Source organism: Allobranchiibius sp. CTAmp26 (genome assembly GCF_017565405.1).
Classification (GTDB): domain Bacteria; phylum Actinomycetota; class Actinomycetes; order Actinomycetales; family Dermatophilaceae; genus Allobranchiibius.
This window is the reverse complement of sequence record NZ_JAGEKR010000003.1, coordinates 156,317-170,949: the sequence shown is the minus strand read 5'-3', so window position 1 is coordinate 170,949 and position 14,633 is coordinate 156,317. Positions and strand designations below refer to the sequence as shown.

Sequence of the window (14,633 nt, the reverse complement as noted above, 5' to 3'; positions counted from 1 at the left end):
AACCGGAGTGCTTCCTCCGGATAGTGGTGCAGGTCACAACCGGCGATCCGTCGCGCGCGCGGCCGTGACTCGGCGCGAGCGGATCGGCCGGTGCGGAGGGTGCGGTCTGGGAGACTGACGCCGTGGACTTCCCCTCGGCGTACGCACACGGTTTCGCGCGGGTCGCGGCGTGCACCGTGCCCACCTCGATCGCCGACCCGATCACCAACGCAGACACCCTGATCGAGCAGCTCCGCGGCTGTCACGACGACGCGGTGGCGGTGGCGGCGTTCCCGGAGATGTGCCTCACGGGCTACGCGATCGACGACCTCGTCCTGCAGGACACCGTGCTCGACGCAGTGCTCGTCGCGCTCGACCGCGTCGTGGCCGCCACCTCCGACCTGCTGCCGCTCGTCGTGGTCGGTGCGCCGCTACGCAAGGGGCATCGCGTCTACAACTGTGCGGTCGTCGTGCACCGCGGGCGGATCCTGGGCGTGGCTCCCAAGGCGTACCTGCCGACGTACCGGGAGTTCTATGACAAACGCTACTTCGCCGCCGGCGACGACCAGTCGGGTGAGTGGATCACGCTGGGGGACAAGCAGATTCCGTTCGGTCCTGACCTGGTCTTCGACGCGACCGACGTGCGCGGCCTCGCGGTGCACGTCGAGGTGTGCGAGGACATGTGGGTGCCCGTGCCGCCGAGTTCGCTGGCCGCGCTCGCGGGGGCGACCGTGCTGCTCAACATCTCCGGCAGCCCCATCACCGTCGGCCGGGAGAACGACCGCCGGATGCTGGCGCAGGCGCAGTCCTCACGCTGCCTCGCGGCGTACGTTTATGCCGCGGCCGGGCAGGGCGAGTCGACCACCGACCTGTCATGGGACGGCATGACGATGGTCTACGAGGGCGGGCGGCTGCTCGCCGCGGGCGAGCGCTTCCCGGACGGTGCGCGTCGTACTGTCGCCGACGTCGATCTGGACCGGCTGCGCCAGGACCGGCAGCGGGACGGATCGCTCGACGACAACGCCCGCACGTACGACGACCGGGTCGGCACGCTCCGCACCATCCCCTTCACACTCGACGCACCGACCCGCGACATCGGGCTGCGCCGCCCGGTCGACCGGTTCCCTTTCGTGCCAGACGATCCCGCGCGCCTCGCGCAGGACTGCTACGAGGCGTGGAACATCCAGGTATCCGGCCTGATGCAACGGTTGCGCGCGATCCGCCAGCCGAAGATCGTCATCGGGGTGTCCGGCGGCCTGGACTCCACGCACGCGCTGATCATCGCGGCGCGCACCATGGACCGTCTCGGGCGGCCGCGCAGCGACGTCCTCGCGTACACGATGCCCGGGTTCGCCACGAGTGACGAGACCAAGGCGAACGCCATCGCGCTCGCCGATCAGCTCGGAGTCACGTTCTCCGAGCTGGACATCCGGCCCGCTGCCACCCAGATGCTGCGCGATCTCGGCCACCCCGCCGGGCGCGGAGAGCCGGTCTACGACGTGACGTTCGAGAACGTGCAGGCCGGGCTGCGCTACGACTACCTCTTCCGCATCGCCAACCACGAGGGCGGCATCGTGCTCGGCACCGGCGATCTGTCGGAGCTGGCGCTCGGCTGGTGCACCTACGGCGTCGGCGACCAGATGTCGCACTACAACGTCAACGCAGGTATCCCGAAGACGTTGATACAGCACGTGATCCGCTGGGTCGTGAGCTCGGAGCAGTTCGAGCCGGCCGTGGAGTCGACTCTGTCCTCGATCCTCACCACCGAGATCAGCCCCGAGCTGGTGCCGGCCGCTGAGGGCGCCAGGCCCCAGTCGACGCAGGCGGTCATCGGACCGTACGAACTGCAGGACTTCACCCTCTTCCACGTGCTGCGCTACGGCTTCGCGCCGTCCAAGATCGCCTTCCTGGCGCTGCACGCGTGGTCGGACGTGGCCCGGGGCGAGTGGCCGACGGGGTACCCCGAGGGCGACAGGACGGCATACGACCTGGGTCAGATCCGGCACTGGCTGGAGGTCTTCCTGGAGCGCTTCTTCGGCTTCAGCCAGTTCAAGCGCTCGGCTCTGCCCAACGGCCCGAAAGTCGTTGCGGGCGGCGCACTCTCGCCACGCGGTGACTGGCGGGCACCCTCCGACGGCAACGCCACCGTGTGGCTGGAGGAGCTGCGCCGCAATGTCCCCGACGCCTGAGGTCGCCCCGACCGCGGACGCCGGCTTCTCGGTCATCGCGGCGCCGCGGGGTGGGGTGCCGCTGGGTGTCTGGCCGCGCGTGGCCCTGATCCTGGTCGCCGCGGTCGGCACGGGCATCGTCTTCAGGCTGTGGTGGATCCTGGTGGTCGCCGCCGCCCTGATCGCGCTGGTGGTGTGGGACCTGCGCCGATCCGGAGCGCGCCGTGACCTGCGAGCGACGTCCGAAGGGCTCGTCGGCTCCCACGGTGGCGGATCGCGCACCGCGGCCTGGTCGCAGATGACGGGCGTGGAGTTCGTGCGCCCCCGCTCGGCGTTCGCCCGGCCGGTGGCGCACGTCGAGGTGAGCCGGGACGGCGACCCCTTCGACACGGGGTTCGTCGCCCTCGTGGTCTTCGACAAGCCGGACGGCGACGGCATCGCCGAGCGGCTGCGTACCGTCTGTGAGCAGCACGGCGTTCCGTTCCACACCACCAAGATGTGACCGTGACGCAGGTAAGCCCGAGGGACGCAGGTAGACCTGTGTCCCTCGGGCTTACCTGCGCCATGGTGGGCAACGCTTCCCCGCGGATTGGTCCATAGGGTGACCGGCGTTGTCGGACCCGGCCGGTAGCGTCGTGGCTGTGAGCGGAGGGTATGGCGCACGCGCCGGTGACCAGTCGCCGTACGAGCACTCGCACGCCTTCCAGGTGCGCGGTGCCGAGTGGCTGCGCGAGGTCTCCGACGCCGATGTCGAGGCCTACGTCGGCGACAAGGCCTACGAGCGCGCGCTCGGTTACGTCGACGCCGAGCGGGTCATCTCGATCAACACCGGCGACCAGGGCCGGATGCTGCTCGGGGTCATCGGCGGCAGCCGCGACCACGACTACACGACGCTGGTCACCCGCACCAAGGACACCGGCCCGCGCCCGCAGTGGACCTCGCGGTGTTCCTGCCCGATGCAGGCGCGGTGCAAGCACGTGGCCACCCTCCTGCTCGTCGCGCGCGAGTCGCTCGGCGGCGCCGTCGAGGTCGACCGTTCGGCGGCGTGGCGCCGGTTCGTGCAGGAGTACGCCGAGCCGACCGCGGCATCCCGCCGCCTGGGCCTGCGGATGATGCCGGTCACCCGCCCGTCGACGATTCACGACAGCACGCCTGCGCGGCGCATCGCGATCGTGCCGACCTACCTGGGCAAGACGGGGCGCTGGGTGAAGGAGGCCGCCTGGCACGACGTGCTCTACGACAGTCCGCTGCGTCCCTGGGATCCCGCGCAGCACCGAGCACTGGCGGCGCTGCACCGGATCGCCGACGGGGGCCTGCTGCCGAGCGAGCTGTATCTGGACCAGTTCGCGCCGACGCTGTGGCCTGCGCTCGCCCAGGCCTCCGACGCGGGAATAGCAATCATGCAGGGGTTCAGCGTGTCGGCGGGGCTGGAGGTCGCGCCCTACCCGATCACCCCGTCGCTGCAGGTGCTGCAGGACGGCGACAACGGTGACCTCCTGCTGGCACCCGCGCTGCCCGAACTGCCCGACGGGGAGCGGATCTTCATCGGTTCACCGGCCCACGGCGTCGCCGTGATCGAGCGTGGCGGTGCGATGACACTGGCCGGGTTCGCCGCACCGGCGCGTCCCGCCATGGAGGAGTTGTTGCGGTCGGGCGGACTGCGGGTGCCCGCCGAGGACGCTGCGGAGTTCGAGGCCGAGGCTCTGCCCCGGCTCACCGACAGCGGACAACTGCCCCAGCTGCCTCGAGCCACCGCCCCGGTCGACCCTCTGCGCCTGCAGCTGACGCTCGACAGTCCCGCCGACCAGCAGATCCGGGTGCGGGCGGCGTTCCGGTACGACGCGCGTCGGCTGCACCCTGTCGCGCTCGGCTGGTCACAGGCCGGCCGCGACCGCATCGCCGAGCGGGAGCTGGTGGAGCGGGTCGGCCCGCTGCTGCGGTCGGCCGGTCTGCTCGAGGCCGTCGGCGGCCTCGGGTGGTGGCCGCGCGCGGAGCACACGCTGGCCGGCTGGGAGGCCGTCCGGCTCGCGGACACGCTTCCGCAGTGGAGCGAGCACGACGACCTGCAGGTGATCGTCGAGGGCGAGCTGCCGGCGTACGAGCAGGTCACGGACACCCCGCTGATCGAGATCGGCACCGACGACCGGGAGGACGGCACCGACTGGTTCGACCTGCGGGTCAGCGTGACCGTCGGCGGCGAAGAGGTCCCGTTCGAGCCGCTCTTCGCGGCGCTTGTACGCGGCGACGAGAGCATGCTGCTGCAGTCCGGCACCTGGTTCACCCTTGACGACCCCTCGCTGCATCGCTTGCGCGAGCTGATCGAGGAGGCCCGTGACCTGGTCGACCGGGAGCCCGGGGAGGGGCTGCGGGTGGGCCGCTTCCAGGTCGGCTTCTACGACGAGCTGGTCGCCCTCGGGGTGCCCGGGAGGCAGTCGACCCGGTGGGCGGAGGCGGTCAGCGGACTGCGCGACGTCGGGCGGATCGAGCCACCGAAGCTGCCGAGCAGCTTCCGCGCCGAGCTGCGGCCCTACCAGCGCGACGGGTTCGCCTGGCTGAGCACACTCTGGGACGCCCGTCTCGGCGGCGTGCTGGCCGACGACATGGGCCTCGGCAAGACGGTGCAGACGTTGGCGATGCTGGCGCGCGCGCATGAGCGCGGCGACCTCACCGAGCCCGTCCTCGTCGTGGCACCGTCCTCGGTCGTCGGCACGTGGGTCGGTGAGGCCGCCCGGTTCGCGCCCGACATCCCGATCGTGGCGCTGCCACAGACGTCCGGTAAGCGCGGCCGGTCGCTCGCCGAGACCGTCGGTGACGCGCGGATCGTCGTGACGTCGTACGCCGTGCTGCGCCTCGACGCCGACAACTTCCATTCCCAGGCGTGGAGCGGGCTGATCCTCGACGAGGCACAGTGGGTGAAGAATCACCGGTCCAAGACCTTCCAGGTGGCCAAGCGACTCGGTGCGCCGTTCACGCTGGCGATCACCGGCACCCCGCTGGAGAACTCGCTGATGGACCTGTGGTCGATGTTCGCGCTCGCCGCGCCGGGCCTCTATCCCGATCCCGAGGTCTTCGCCCAGCGCTACCGCCGCCCCATCGAGAGCGGGAAGGCGCCCGAGCTGCTGGAGCAGCTACGTCGTCGGATCCGCCCCCTGATGCTGCGGCGTACCAAGGAGGCCGTGGCCGCCGACCTGCCCGCGAAGCAGATCCAGCTCCTGCACGTCGAGCCGTCCGCCCGTCACGAGGCGACCTACCGCCGCCACCTGCAGCGTGAACGCCAGCGGATCCTCGGGCTGTTGGAGGACGCCGACACCAACCGCGTCGCGATCCTCGCCTCCCTCACCCGGCTGCGGCAGCTCGCGCTCGACCCGCGGCTGGTCGACGACGACTATCCCGCGGCCGAGCAGTCCGCCAAGCTGACCCTCCTCGCGCAGCACCTCACGGAACTGGCCGACGAAGGGCACCGCGCCCTGGTCTTCAGCCAGTTCACGTCGTATCTGGCGCTCGCGCGTGATGCGCTCGACGCGGCCGGGGTGCGCACGTCGTACCTCGACGGATCCACCCGGGGCAGGCAGGATGTCATCGACGGGTTCCGGTCCGGCGACCAGACGGCGTTCCTGATCTCGCTCAAGGCCGGCGGTGTGGGGCTCACCCTCACCGAGGCCGACTACGTCTACCTGCTCGATCCCTGGTGGAACCCGGCCACCGAGGCACAGGCGATCGACCGGGTGCACCGCATCGGGCAGGAACGACCGGTGACGGTCTATCGGATGGTCTCGCAGGGCACCGTGGAGGAGAAGGTGGTGGCGTTGCAGGAGCGCAAGCGGGATCTGTTCGCCTCCGTGATGGATTCCGGAGGTGCGGTCGCGGGCGCCGTGACGGCCGCGGACATCGCCTCCCTCTTGGAGTGAAAGGCGTTGTCTTTGCGATGAAATCGAGCTTCGATGCAGAGATCTGGTACTGGCGTGGACCGGCACCGTTCTACTTCGTGAACCTTCCCGAGCCGGACTGCGCCGAGCTGCGCGAGCTGGCCAAGGAGGTCAGCTACGGGTGGGGGATGATCCCGGTCCATGCGCGGATCGGAGACACCTCGTGGGAGACATCGCTCTTCCCCAGAGACGGTCGGTACGCGCTGCCGCTCAAGTCGGCGGTCCGCGAGGCGGAGGGCCTGGGCGACGGCGACTCGGCGCACTTCGAGGTGGCCGTCCAGGTACGTTCCGGTCGGTGGGTGTGATCCAGGTTACGCGCGAGTAGGGTCGCCGCCATGAGATCTTCACACGCGAGTCCCCGTTCGTACGCCGGCCAGCGGGCGCTGGTGACCGGCGGGTGCAGTGGCCTGGGTCTGGAACTGGTCAAGCTGCTCGTCGCCGATGGCGCCCGGGTCCTGGTCGGTGACGTGCACGACCAGGCACCGGTGGGCGTGCTGCCGCCGGAGGTCGAGTACCGCCGGCTCGACATCCGCTCCGACGAGCAATGGGACGAGGCCCGGGTCTGGGTGGAGTCGAACTGGCAGGGGCTGGACCTGCTGGTCAACAACGCCGGCGTGGCGGCGGGTGGCCGCATCGACGTGACGTCGATGGACGACTGGAAGTGGATCGTCGACATCAACCTGCTGGGTGTCGTCCGGGGGTGCCGCACCTTCACCCCGATGTTGAAGGAACAGCGCGGCGGGCAGATCGTGAACACCGCGTCGCTCGCCGGCCTGGTGCACTCGCCGGCCATGGCGTCGTACAACGCAGTCAAGGCCGGCGTGGTCGCCCTATCCGAGACGTTGTTGCACGAACTGTCACCATGGGACATCACGGTCTCGGTGATCTGCCCGAGCTTCTTCCGGACCAATCTCGCGTCGTCACTGCAGGGCAAGGACGTCGAGATGGAGGAGACGGCGGTGGACCTGATCAACAAGGCTCCGCGTGGCGCGGGTGAGGTCGCCGCCGCGGCGTACGCCGGGATGAAGGCGGGCAAGTTCATCGTGCTGACCGATCCCGATGGTCGGATCGCTTACAACAGCAAGCGATTCAGTCGCCCGATCTATACGGCGACGATGAAGCGCGCGGGGAAGAGCCTCGCGAAGGGTGGCCCGGCCATACCGCCGCTCGTGGCCAAACTGCAAGCGAGGATGGCGCAGCGCTCCAAGTGAAGGTGCGGCGGCCCGGTGCTTCCCCCGACGGAGTCCCGGGCCGTCCGCACGGTCTCAGGTGGTCGTGCCGTTCGTGGTGCCTTGGCTGGACGTCGTGCCCTGACCGCGAGTGCCAGCGCCCGGCGGCACGGACAGCCCGGAGCCGCCCGGCCCGACCTGCGCGCCGGTACCGCCCTCGGTTCCGGCACTCCCCTGGGCGCCGGTTCCGGTACCGCTCTGGGTGCCGGTCCCACGCTGGGTGCCCGCCCCACCGAACCTCCCAGGTGCGTTCTGGCCGAACCCGCCCCCACCGGACTGGCCCGCAGGTGACGCCGCTGCCGCGCCGATCGCGCCGGCCGACGACAGACCGATGGCAACGGCCGCGACCACCGCTGTCTTCTTGCCGGACCAGCGAGGTCGTCGCAACGCGGGCGACGTTCCCTCGGTGTCCGCCTCGGATGCCGCGAGCGGCGACATCGGCCCTACGCCCGGCTGCGCCTGTCGGAACTGCGCATGCGGCGCCGGTCGGTGCTCGGCCCCGAACTGCTCGGGCGCCTGCTGGTGGATCGGTCGGGTCGGGTCGGCTCGGGGTGAGTCGGCGGGCTGATGATCCTCGTGCGGCATCGCACACTCCTTGTCTGTTTCATGAGGTGGTCCGCGCAGATCGTGACCGGGGTGCCTGTGCCGCAGCTATGCCAGCGCCGTGCACCGGATTCGACGTGCGGACACGGTGATTCGCGACGACGATCTAGATGCTGCACGTGGGTTGACGTGCTCGGACAGCCGTGGCTCCACTCACATCGGGGGGTAAGGGTCCTGCCACAGCAACCGCACAGAGCATCCCGCCACGGTTCCTCCCATGAACCCCGCAACAGCGCACCTGCGCTCCTCCGACGCGGTGAACGCCCCGACCGGCCGGCCCGGTGCAGGTGCGTCTCGCTCATCCCTCGCCACCGACCGCCTCAAGCAGGTGTGGCGCGGCCCGGACGGTGACCCTTCGTGGGCGCGACCGGCACTCTTCGGCCTCCTGATCGTCACGGCGGCCGCCTACTTCTACAACTTGACCGCGAGCGGCTGGGCCAACTCGTTCTATTCGGCTGCAGCGCAGGCGGGCTCGGTCAATTGGGAAGCGTTCCTCTTCGGCAGCTCCGATGCCGCGAACTCGATCACCGTCGACAAGCCGCCGGCCGCACTCTGGCTGATGGCCTTGTCGGTGCGCGTCTTCGGACTCAACTCGTTCGCGATCCTGATGCCCCAGGTACTGATGGGCGTCGGAGCGGTCGCGGTCGTCTACGCCACGGTCAAGCGCTACTTCAGCGCCGCTGGCGGGCTCATCGCAGGTGCGGTGCTCGCCCTGACACCGGTCGCCGTGCTGATGTTCCGCTTCAACAACCCGGACGCGCTCCTCACCTTGCTGATGGCTCTCGGGGGCTGGGCGACCATGCGCGCCATCGAGAAGGGCTCGGCCAGGTGGATGATCGCCGTCGGCGCATTCATCGGCTTCGGCTTCCTCACCAAGACGTTCCAGGTCTTCCTGGTGGTCCCGTTCTTCGGCATCGCCTACCTGGTGGCCGCGAACACCACCGTGCGCCGCCGGATCCTCGGCGCCGCAGCGGGTCTCGCCGCGATGGTGGTATCCGCAGGATGGTGGGTCGCGATCGTCTCCCTCACCCCGGCGAGCATGCGGCCGTACGTCGGGGGCAGCCAGGACAACTCGTTCTGGAACCTCACCTTCGGCTACAACGGCTTCGGTCGGCTGTCCGGCAATGAGACCGGATCGGTCGGCGGCGGCGGAGGCGGGAACGCCGGCGGCCAGTGGGGCACGACAGGGATCACCCGGATGTTCGGCAGCGAGGTCGGCGCCCAGATCTCCTGGTTGATCCCGACCGCGCTGATCCTGCTCGGTGTCGGCCTCGTCGTGCGCGGCCGGCGGCCCCGTACCGACCTGCGCCGTGCGTTCTACCTCGTGTGGGGCGGCTGGCTGATCGTCACCGGGTTGACCTTCTCCTTCATGGCCGGGATCTTCCATCAGTACTACACCGTCGCACTGGCGCCGGCCGTCGCCACCATCGTCGGCGCGGGCGCCATCGAGATGTGGCAGCGACGGCACACCTCGCTCGGCACCGTCACGATGGCCGTGGCGACCGCCGCTGCCGCGACATGGTCGTTCATCCTGCTGAGCCGGGTGACGGCGTACGGCGACTGGCTGCGTGTCTCGATCCTGGCAGTCGGCATGGCAGCGGCGTTCCTAATGCTCGCGATTCGCTGGATGCACGCACGGTTCGTGCCCTTCGTGGTCGCTGCGGCGCTCGTAGCCGGTCTCGCCGGACCCACCGCGTACACCGTCTCCACCCTCAAGGTCGGGCACACCGGTTCGATCGTGGTGGCCGGGCCGAGCGGATCGGGCATGGGCGGAGGCTTCCCGGGTGGCGCGCGCGGTGCGGTACGCGCTGGTGGCGCGCCGGGCGGAACGACGGGCGGGGCACCCGGCGGTGCGACCACGGGCCAGGCGCCCGGCGGCACCACGACCGGTGGCACCACGACGGGTGCCAGGCGCGCAGCCGGCGGGATGGGCGGCCTGCTGAACTCCTCGACGCCGAACACCGAGGTGGTCGCGGCGCTGCAGTCGAACGCCTCGAAGTACACCTGGGCGGCGGCGGCCATCGGAAGTCAGAACGCCGCGGGCCTGCAGCTCGGCAGCGGTGAGCCGGTGATGGCCATCGGTGGCTTCAACGGCAGCGACCCCTCGCCGACCCTGGCGCAGTTCCAGGCCTACGCGAAGGCCGGAAAGATCCACTACTTCCTCGCCAGCAGTGGCGGTGGGATGGGCGGATCCTCCGGTGCCGGCAGCTCGATCACCTCCTGGGTCGAGGCCCACTACAAGAAGGTCACGATCGGCAGCACGACCTTCTACGACCTGACCGAGCCCGTCAGCGCGAGCTGACAACGACGTGTGGGCATTGAAGACACTGAAGACAGGACACTGATATGACGACTTATCTCCCGGAATACGCGACACGACAGCGCAATTCGGTCGGACAACCGACGACCGTGCTCGACGTCGTCATCCCGGTCTACAACGAGCAGGAGTCGCTCGCGGCCTGCGTCCAGACGGTGCACGCGTACCTGGGGGAGCACTTCCCCTACGCGTTCCGCATCACCGTGGCCGACAACGCCTCCACCGACGCCACCCTGGCGGTGGCACGCAGGCTGGAGCAGGACGTCGCCGGGGTCCGGGTCATCCACCTGGACCAGAAGGGTCGCGGTCGGGCGCTGCGGGCGACGTGGTTGGCCTCGGACGCGCTCGTGCTGGCGTACATGGACGTGGATCTGTCCACCGACCTGGATGCGCTGTCACCGTTGGTGGCATCGCTGATGTCGGGCCATTCCGATCTCGCCATCGGCAGTCGCCTCGCGCACGGCGCACACGTCGTACGCGGCCTCAAGCGCGACCTCATCTCCCGCAGCTACAACCGGCTCCTGCGGGTCTCGCTGCGGGTCGGCTTCACCGACGCGCAGTGCGGGTTCAAGGCGATCCGAGGCGACGTCGCGCGTGAGTTGCTGCCGTTGGTGGAGGACGACACGTGGTTCTTCGACACCGAGCTGCTCGTGCTCGCCGAGCGGGCCGGTCTGCGCATCCACGAGGTGCCGGTCGACTGGTACGACGACCCCGACAGCCGCGTCGACGTGGTCAGTACAGCGCTGGACGACCTGCGCGGCGTACGCCGAATGCGCCGCAGCCGCGCCGCGTACGACACCCGGCTCGCCGGGATCCGCGCCCGGATGGGGCGCGGGCGGGTGAGTCTGCCGGGGCTCGAGGACCAGCTCCCGCAGGCCGGCTGAGATTCGCCGACTGCGCATGTCGGGGGGGTGCGATCGCCCGATCCGGGCCGTGACATGCGCAGTCGGCGGATCAGTCGGTGCCCTCTGTGCCCTCCGTGCTCTCCGTGCCCTCCGGATTCTCCGGGGGCGCCTGGTCGTCGCGGTCGGCCCACTCCAGCAGCGTCTCCAGGCCGTACGCCGTGTCGTCGATCTCAGCGTGCAGGTCGCCCAGGCGCGCGAACCGATCGGGGACGGTGGCGATCGTCATGTCGCCGGGTTCGACATCGTCGATCTCATCCCACTCGATCGGCGCGGAGACGGTGGCGTCCGGATTGCCGCGCACCGAGTACGCGCTGGCGATCGTGTGGTCCCGGGCGTTCTGGTTGTAGTCGACGAAGACGGCCTCCGGGTCGCGGTCCCGGCGCCACCAGGTGGTGGTCACCTCCTGCGGCATCCGCCGTTCGATCTCGCGCGCGAAGGCGAACGCCGCGCGCCGTACCTCCGCGAACTCCCACCGGGGCTCGATCCGCACGTAGACGTGCAGCCCGTCGCCGCCGGAAGTCTTGGGGAAGCCGCGGATCCCGAGTTCGTCGAGCACCTCGTGCGCCGTGTGCGCGGTGCGGCGGACGGCGCTGAACGACGCCTGCGGCATCGGGTCGAGGTCGATGCGCCACTCGTCCGGTCGCTCGGTGTCGGCGCGCCGGGAGTTCCACGGGTGGAACTCCACCGTCGACATCTGCACCGCCCACACCACGCTGGCGAGCTCGGTGACGCACAGCTCGTCGGCTGTGCGGTTCCACCGGGGGAAGTGGATCCGCACCGTCTCCAGCCAATCCGGTGCGCCCCGCGGCACCCGCTTCTGGTGCACCTTCTCGCCCTCGACCCCCGTCGGGAACCGGTGGAGCATGCACGGCCGGTCACGCAGTGCACGCACGATCCCGTCGCCCACGGACAGGTAGTAGTTCGCCAGGTCGAGCTTGGTCTCACCGCGTGCGGGGAAGTACACCCGGTCGGGGTTGGAGATGCGGACGGTCCGGTCGCCCACCTCGAGTTCGACCGCGGGACTGCCCTTGCTCGCCATACCTGCCGAACCTAGCCCTGCCCACCTCGCCGACTGCGCATGTCGCGCGCGATTCCAGGCGTTCTGCCGCCGCGACCTGCGCAGTCGGCGAGTGAATCTGAAGAGCAATGGCGAGGTGCGGGACAATGAAATGAGCAGTGAACGTCACGCATCTGCCCGATAGCGGGCAGATACGTGCATTACGCACGCAGATGGGTCCATGATGCTCGACGTGCCCGATGCCGAGCTCGTACGTCGTGTCGCCGAGTCCACAGGTCTCGCGCCGTCCGAGGCGGCGCGGGTCGTCGACGACGTCGTTGCCTGGTACGCCGAACCGGTGGACGACTTCGTCCGGCGCCGACATGCGCACCACCAGACCTACGGCCGACGCAACGACGAGATCTTCGAGCTGATCGCCGCCGAGCTCGCGGACCGGAACGTCGCACCACCCTCACTCTCAGTCCGGCAGTTGCGCCGGATGATCTACGGATAGGACCAGAACCATGTGCGGAATCGTCGGATACATCGGCTCGGAGCAGGCCGCGCCGATCCTGCTGGAGGGCCTGACGCGGCTGGAGTACCGCGGCTACGACTCGGCGGGCATCGCGGTCCTGACCGGGTCCGGCCCGAAGGTCGTGCACGCCGTGGGCCGGGTGCGTGATCTGCAAGCGGCGCTACCCAAGCGGCTGTCCGGCAAGGTCGGGATCGGTCACACCCGTTGGGCCACCCACGGTCCGGCCACTGAGGCGAACGCGCACCCCCACCGCAGCGCGGACGGCCGGATCATGCTCGTGCACAACGGGATCATCGACAACGCCACGCCGTTGCGCGCCGAACTCGAAGCGGACGGAGTGCACTTCGCCTCCGACACCGACACGGAGGTGCTCGCGCAGCTGATCGGCCGGTCCACGGCGTCCGCACTCGAGGACCGGGTGATCGAGGCGTTGCGCCGGATCACCGGCACCTACGCCGTCGCGGTCCTGGACGCGCAGCTGCCGGACCGGATCGTGGTCGCCCGGCAGGGCTCACCGCTGATCATCGGCATCGGCGACCGGGAGATGTTCGTGGGTTCCGATGCCTCGGCGCTCGTGCGGCATACCTCGCGGGTCGTGCATCTGGACGACGGAGAGCTCGCGATCGTCACCGCCGGTGGTTATGAGACCTTCACCGCCGACCTCGCGCGCACGTCGAAGCAGCCCGAGATGTTGACCCTGCAGGCCGACGAACTGCAGCTGGAAGGCCACGACACGTTCCTGCACAAGGAGATCCACGAGCAGCCGACCTCGCTGGAGCGGATGCTGTCCGGGCGTCTCGACGACCGGTTCGCCACGGCCCGGCTGGACGGGCTCGGGATCGACGCGCGCGAGTTGCGCGGGTTCAAGCGGGTCAAGGCGATCGGTTGCGGCAGTTCGTTCTACATCGGCCAGCTCGGCGCCTCGATGATCGAGGACCTCGCGCGCATTCCGGCGGACGCCGAGGCAGCCTCGGAGTTCCGCTATCGCAATCCGATCGTGGAGTCGGACACCTTGTACGTCGCGGTGAGCCAGTCCGGTGAGACCGCCGACACCCTGTTTGCCGTGCGCGAGATCCAGCGCAAGGGCGGCCGGGTCGTGGGGCTGGTCAATGTGGTCGGCTCGTCGATCGCGCGCGAGTGCGACGGTGGCATCTATCTGCACGCCGGGCCCGAGGTCAGCGTCGCGTCCACGAAGGTCCTCACCCACATGGGTGTCGGGTTCGCGCTGCTCGCGCTGCTGCTCGGCCGGGTGCACGATCTGTCGTACGCCGACGGCGCGCGGATCGTGGCGGGGCTGCGCGCGCTGCCCGGTCAGGTGCAGCAGGTGCTAAATAACGAGGCCGAGATCGCCGTCGTCGCCAAGGGGTTGGCGCAGGCTCCGTCGTCGTTCTTCATCGGGCGGGTGCGCGGGTATGCCGTCGCGCGCGAGGGCGCCCAGAAGCTGAAGGAGATCAGCTACCAGCACGCCGAGGCCTACCAGGCGAGTGAGTTGAAGCACGGACCGCTCGCGCTGATCTCACCTCAGATGCCGACGGTGGCGATCGTGCCGGACGACGAACTGGTGGAGCGCAACCTGGGCGCCCTGCACGAGATCGCTGCCCGCACCGGACCCGTCATCGCCGTCACCCATCCCGGTGTGGAGTTCGGCGACCTCGCGGCCGAGCGAATCGTCGTACCGCACGGCGAGGTCGAGCTGGACCCGATCGTGCTGACGATCCCGCTGCAGCTGCTCGCCTATCACGCGGCCGCGGCGCTGGGACGCGACATCGACCGACCCCGCAACCTGGCCAAGTCCGTCACCGTGGAGTGACGGCGCCAGCGCAGTCGGCAGCTCAGAGCAGGTGGGGTCACCCCGAGGGCGTCGTGCAGCGGGAAAGCAGAACCTGGAGTTTCGGGCCGCCCCGACCAGAACGCCCGACTCCGGGGTTGGAGACAGGTCGCCATGACAGAGTGATCCAGCTAACATCGGCTAGG

At 69.7% G+C, this 14,633-nt stretch carries 11 protein-coding genes; 9 read left to right on the top strand and 2 right to left on the bottom strand.

Annotated features, from left to right (window positions below; translation table 11 throughout):
* Window positions 1–122 precede the first annotated feature (122 nt).
* From J4030_RS02735 to J4030_RS02715, 5 genes are all read left to right on the top strand, one after another.
* Window positions 123–2,168, top strand: coding sequence for an NAD(+) synthase (locus tag J4030_RS02735; RefSeq protein ID WP_208047663.1), 2,046 nt, complete (start codon window positions 123–125; stop codon window positions 2,166–2,168).
* A complete protein-coding gene (locus tag J4030_RS02730; RefSeq protein WP_208047662.1) occupies window positions 2,152–2,649 on the top strand; it encodes a hypothetical protein in 498 nt (165 codons plus the stop codon). Before J4030_RS02735 ends, J4030_RS02730 begins: the two co-directional genes overlap by 17 nt.
* Before the next feature lie 139 nt (window positions 2,650–2,788).
* The gene (locus tag J4030_RS02725; protein WP_307864527.1) at window positions 2,789–6,055 is read left to right on the top strand and encodes a DEAD/DEAH box helicase; all 3,267 of its coding nucleotides are present in this window, start codon (window positions 2,789–2,791) and stop codon (window positions 6,053–6,055) included.
* 17 nt (window positions 6,056–6,072) lie between these two features.
* A complete protein-coding gene (locus J4030_RS02720) occupies window positions 6,073–6,378 on the top strand; it encodes a DUF1905 domain-containing protein (RefSeq protein WP_208047661.1) in 306 nt (101 codons plus the stop codon).
* Between the two features lie 30 nt (window positions 6,379–6,408).
* Window positions 6,409–7,284 carry an SDR family NAD(P)-dependent oxidoreductase gene (locus J4030_RS02715; RefSeq protein ID WP_208047660.1) on the top strand — a complete coding sequence of 292 codons (876 nt, stop codon included), beginning with the start codon at window positions 6,409–6,411 and terminating at the stop codon, window positions 7,282–7,284.
* 54 nt (window positions 7,285–7,338) lie between these two features.
* On the opposite strand, the gene J4030_RS02710 is transcribed toward J4030_RS02715, so the two are convergent.
* The gene (locus J4030_RS02710) at window positions 7,339–7,887 is read right to left on the bottom strand and encodes a hypothetical protein (protein WP_208047659.1); all 549 of its coding nucleotides are present in this window, start codon (window positions 7,885–7,887) and stop codon (window positions 7,339–7,341) included.
* Between the two features lie 235 nt (window positions 7,888–8,122).
* On the opposite strand from J4030_RS02710, the gene J4030_RS02705 reads away from it, so the two are divergent.
* Window positions 8,123–10,207 (top strand): glycosyltransferase family 39 protein, encoded by a 2,085-nt coding sequence (locus J4030_RS02705; protein WP_208047658.1) that lies wholly within the window; start codon window positions 8,123–8,125, stop codon window positions 10,205–10,207.
* Between the two features lie 44 nt (window positions 10,208–10,251).
* A complete protein-coding gene (locus tag J4030_RS02700; RefSeq protein ID WP_208047657.1) occupies window positions 10,252–11,106 on the top strand; it encodes a dolichyl-phosphate beta-glucosyltransferase in 855 nt (284 codons plus the stop codon).
* A gap of 70 nt (window positions 11,107–11,176) precedes the next feature.
* Here the strand turns inward: J4030_RS02700 and ligD are convergent, their stop codons facing one another.
* Entirely contained in the window at window positions 11,177–12,166 is a 990-nt protein-coding gene (gene ligD, locus J4030_RS02695) for a non-homologous end-joining DNA ligase (protein ID WP_208047656.1), read from the bottom strand.
* A 199-nt stretch (window positions 12,167–12,365) separates the two neighbouring features.
* Here ligD and J4030_RS02690 point away from each other — a divergent pair, with 199 nt between their 5' ends.
* Window positions 12,366–12,638, top strand: coding sequence for an HU family DNA-binding protein (locus tag J4030_RS02690; protein WP_243762756.1), 273 nt, complete (start codon window positions 12,366–12,368; stop codon window positions 12,636–12,638).
* Window positions 12,639–12,648: 10 nt separating this feature from the next.
* Window positions 12,649–14,469: a glutamine--fructose-6-phosphate transaminase (isomerizing) gene (gene glmS, locus J4030_RS02685; RefSeq protein ID WP_208047655.1), complete on the top strand. Its 1,821-nt coding sequence runs from the start codon at window positions 12,649–12,651 to the stop codon at window positions 14,467–14,469.
* The last annotated feature ends 164 nt before the right edge of the window (window positions 14,470–14,633 follow it).

Coding starts and splice junctions, on each gene's coding strand:
- J4030_RS02730 (WP_208047662.1), top strand. CDS start 2,152: ATGTCCCCGACGCCTGAGGTCGCCCCGACCGCGGACGCCGGCTTCTCG.
- J4030_RS02720 (WP_208047661.1), top strand. CDS start 6,073: ATGAAATCGAGCTTCGATGCAGAGATCTGGTACTGGCGTGGACCGGCA.
- J4030_RS02715 (WP_208047660.1), top strand. CDS start 6,409: ATGAGATCTTCACACGCGAGTCCCCGTTCGTACGCCGGCCAGCGGGCG.
- J4030_RS02710 (WP_208047659.1), bottom strand. CDS start 7,887: ATGCCGCACGAGGATCATCAGCCCGCCGACTCACCCCGAGCCGACCCG.
- J4030_RS02705 (WP_208047658.1), top strand. CDS start 8,123: ATGAACCCCGCAACAGCGCACCTGCGCTCCTCCGACGCGGTGAACGCC.
- J4030_RS02700 (WP_208047657.1), top strand. CDS start 10,252: ATGACGACTTATCTCCCGGAATACGCGACACGACAGCGCAATTCGGTC.
- ligD (WP_208047656.1), bottom strand. CDS start 12,166: ATGGCGAGCAAGGGCAGTCCCGCGGTCGAACTCGAGGTGGGCGACCGG.
- J4030_RS02690 (WP_243762756.1), top strand. CDS start 12,366: ATGATGCTCGACGTGCCCGATGCCGAGCTCGTACGTCGTGTCGCCGAG.
- glmS (WP_208047655.1), top strand. CDS start 12,649: ATGTGCGGAATCGTCGGATACATCGGCTCGGAGCAGGCCGCGCCGATC.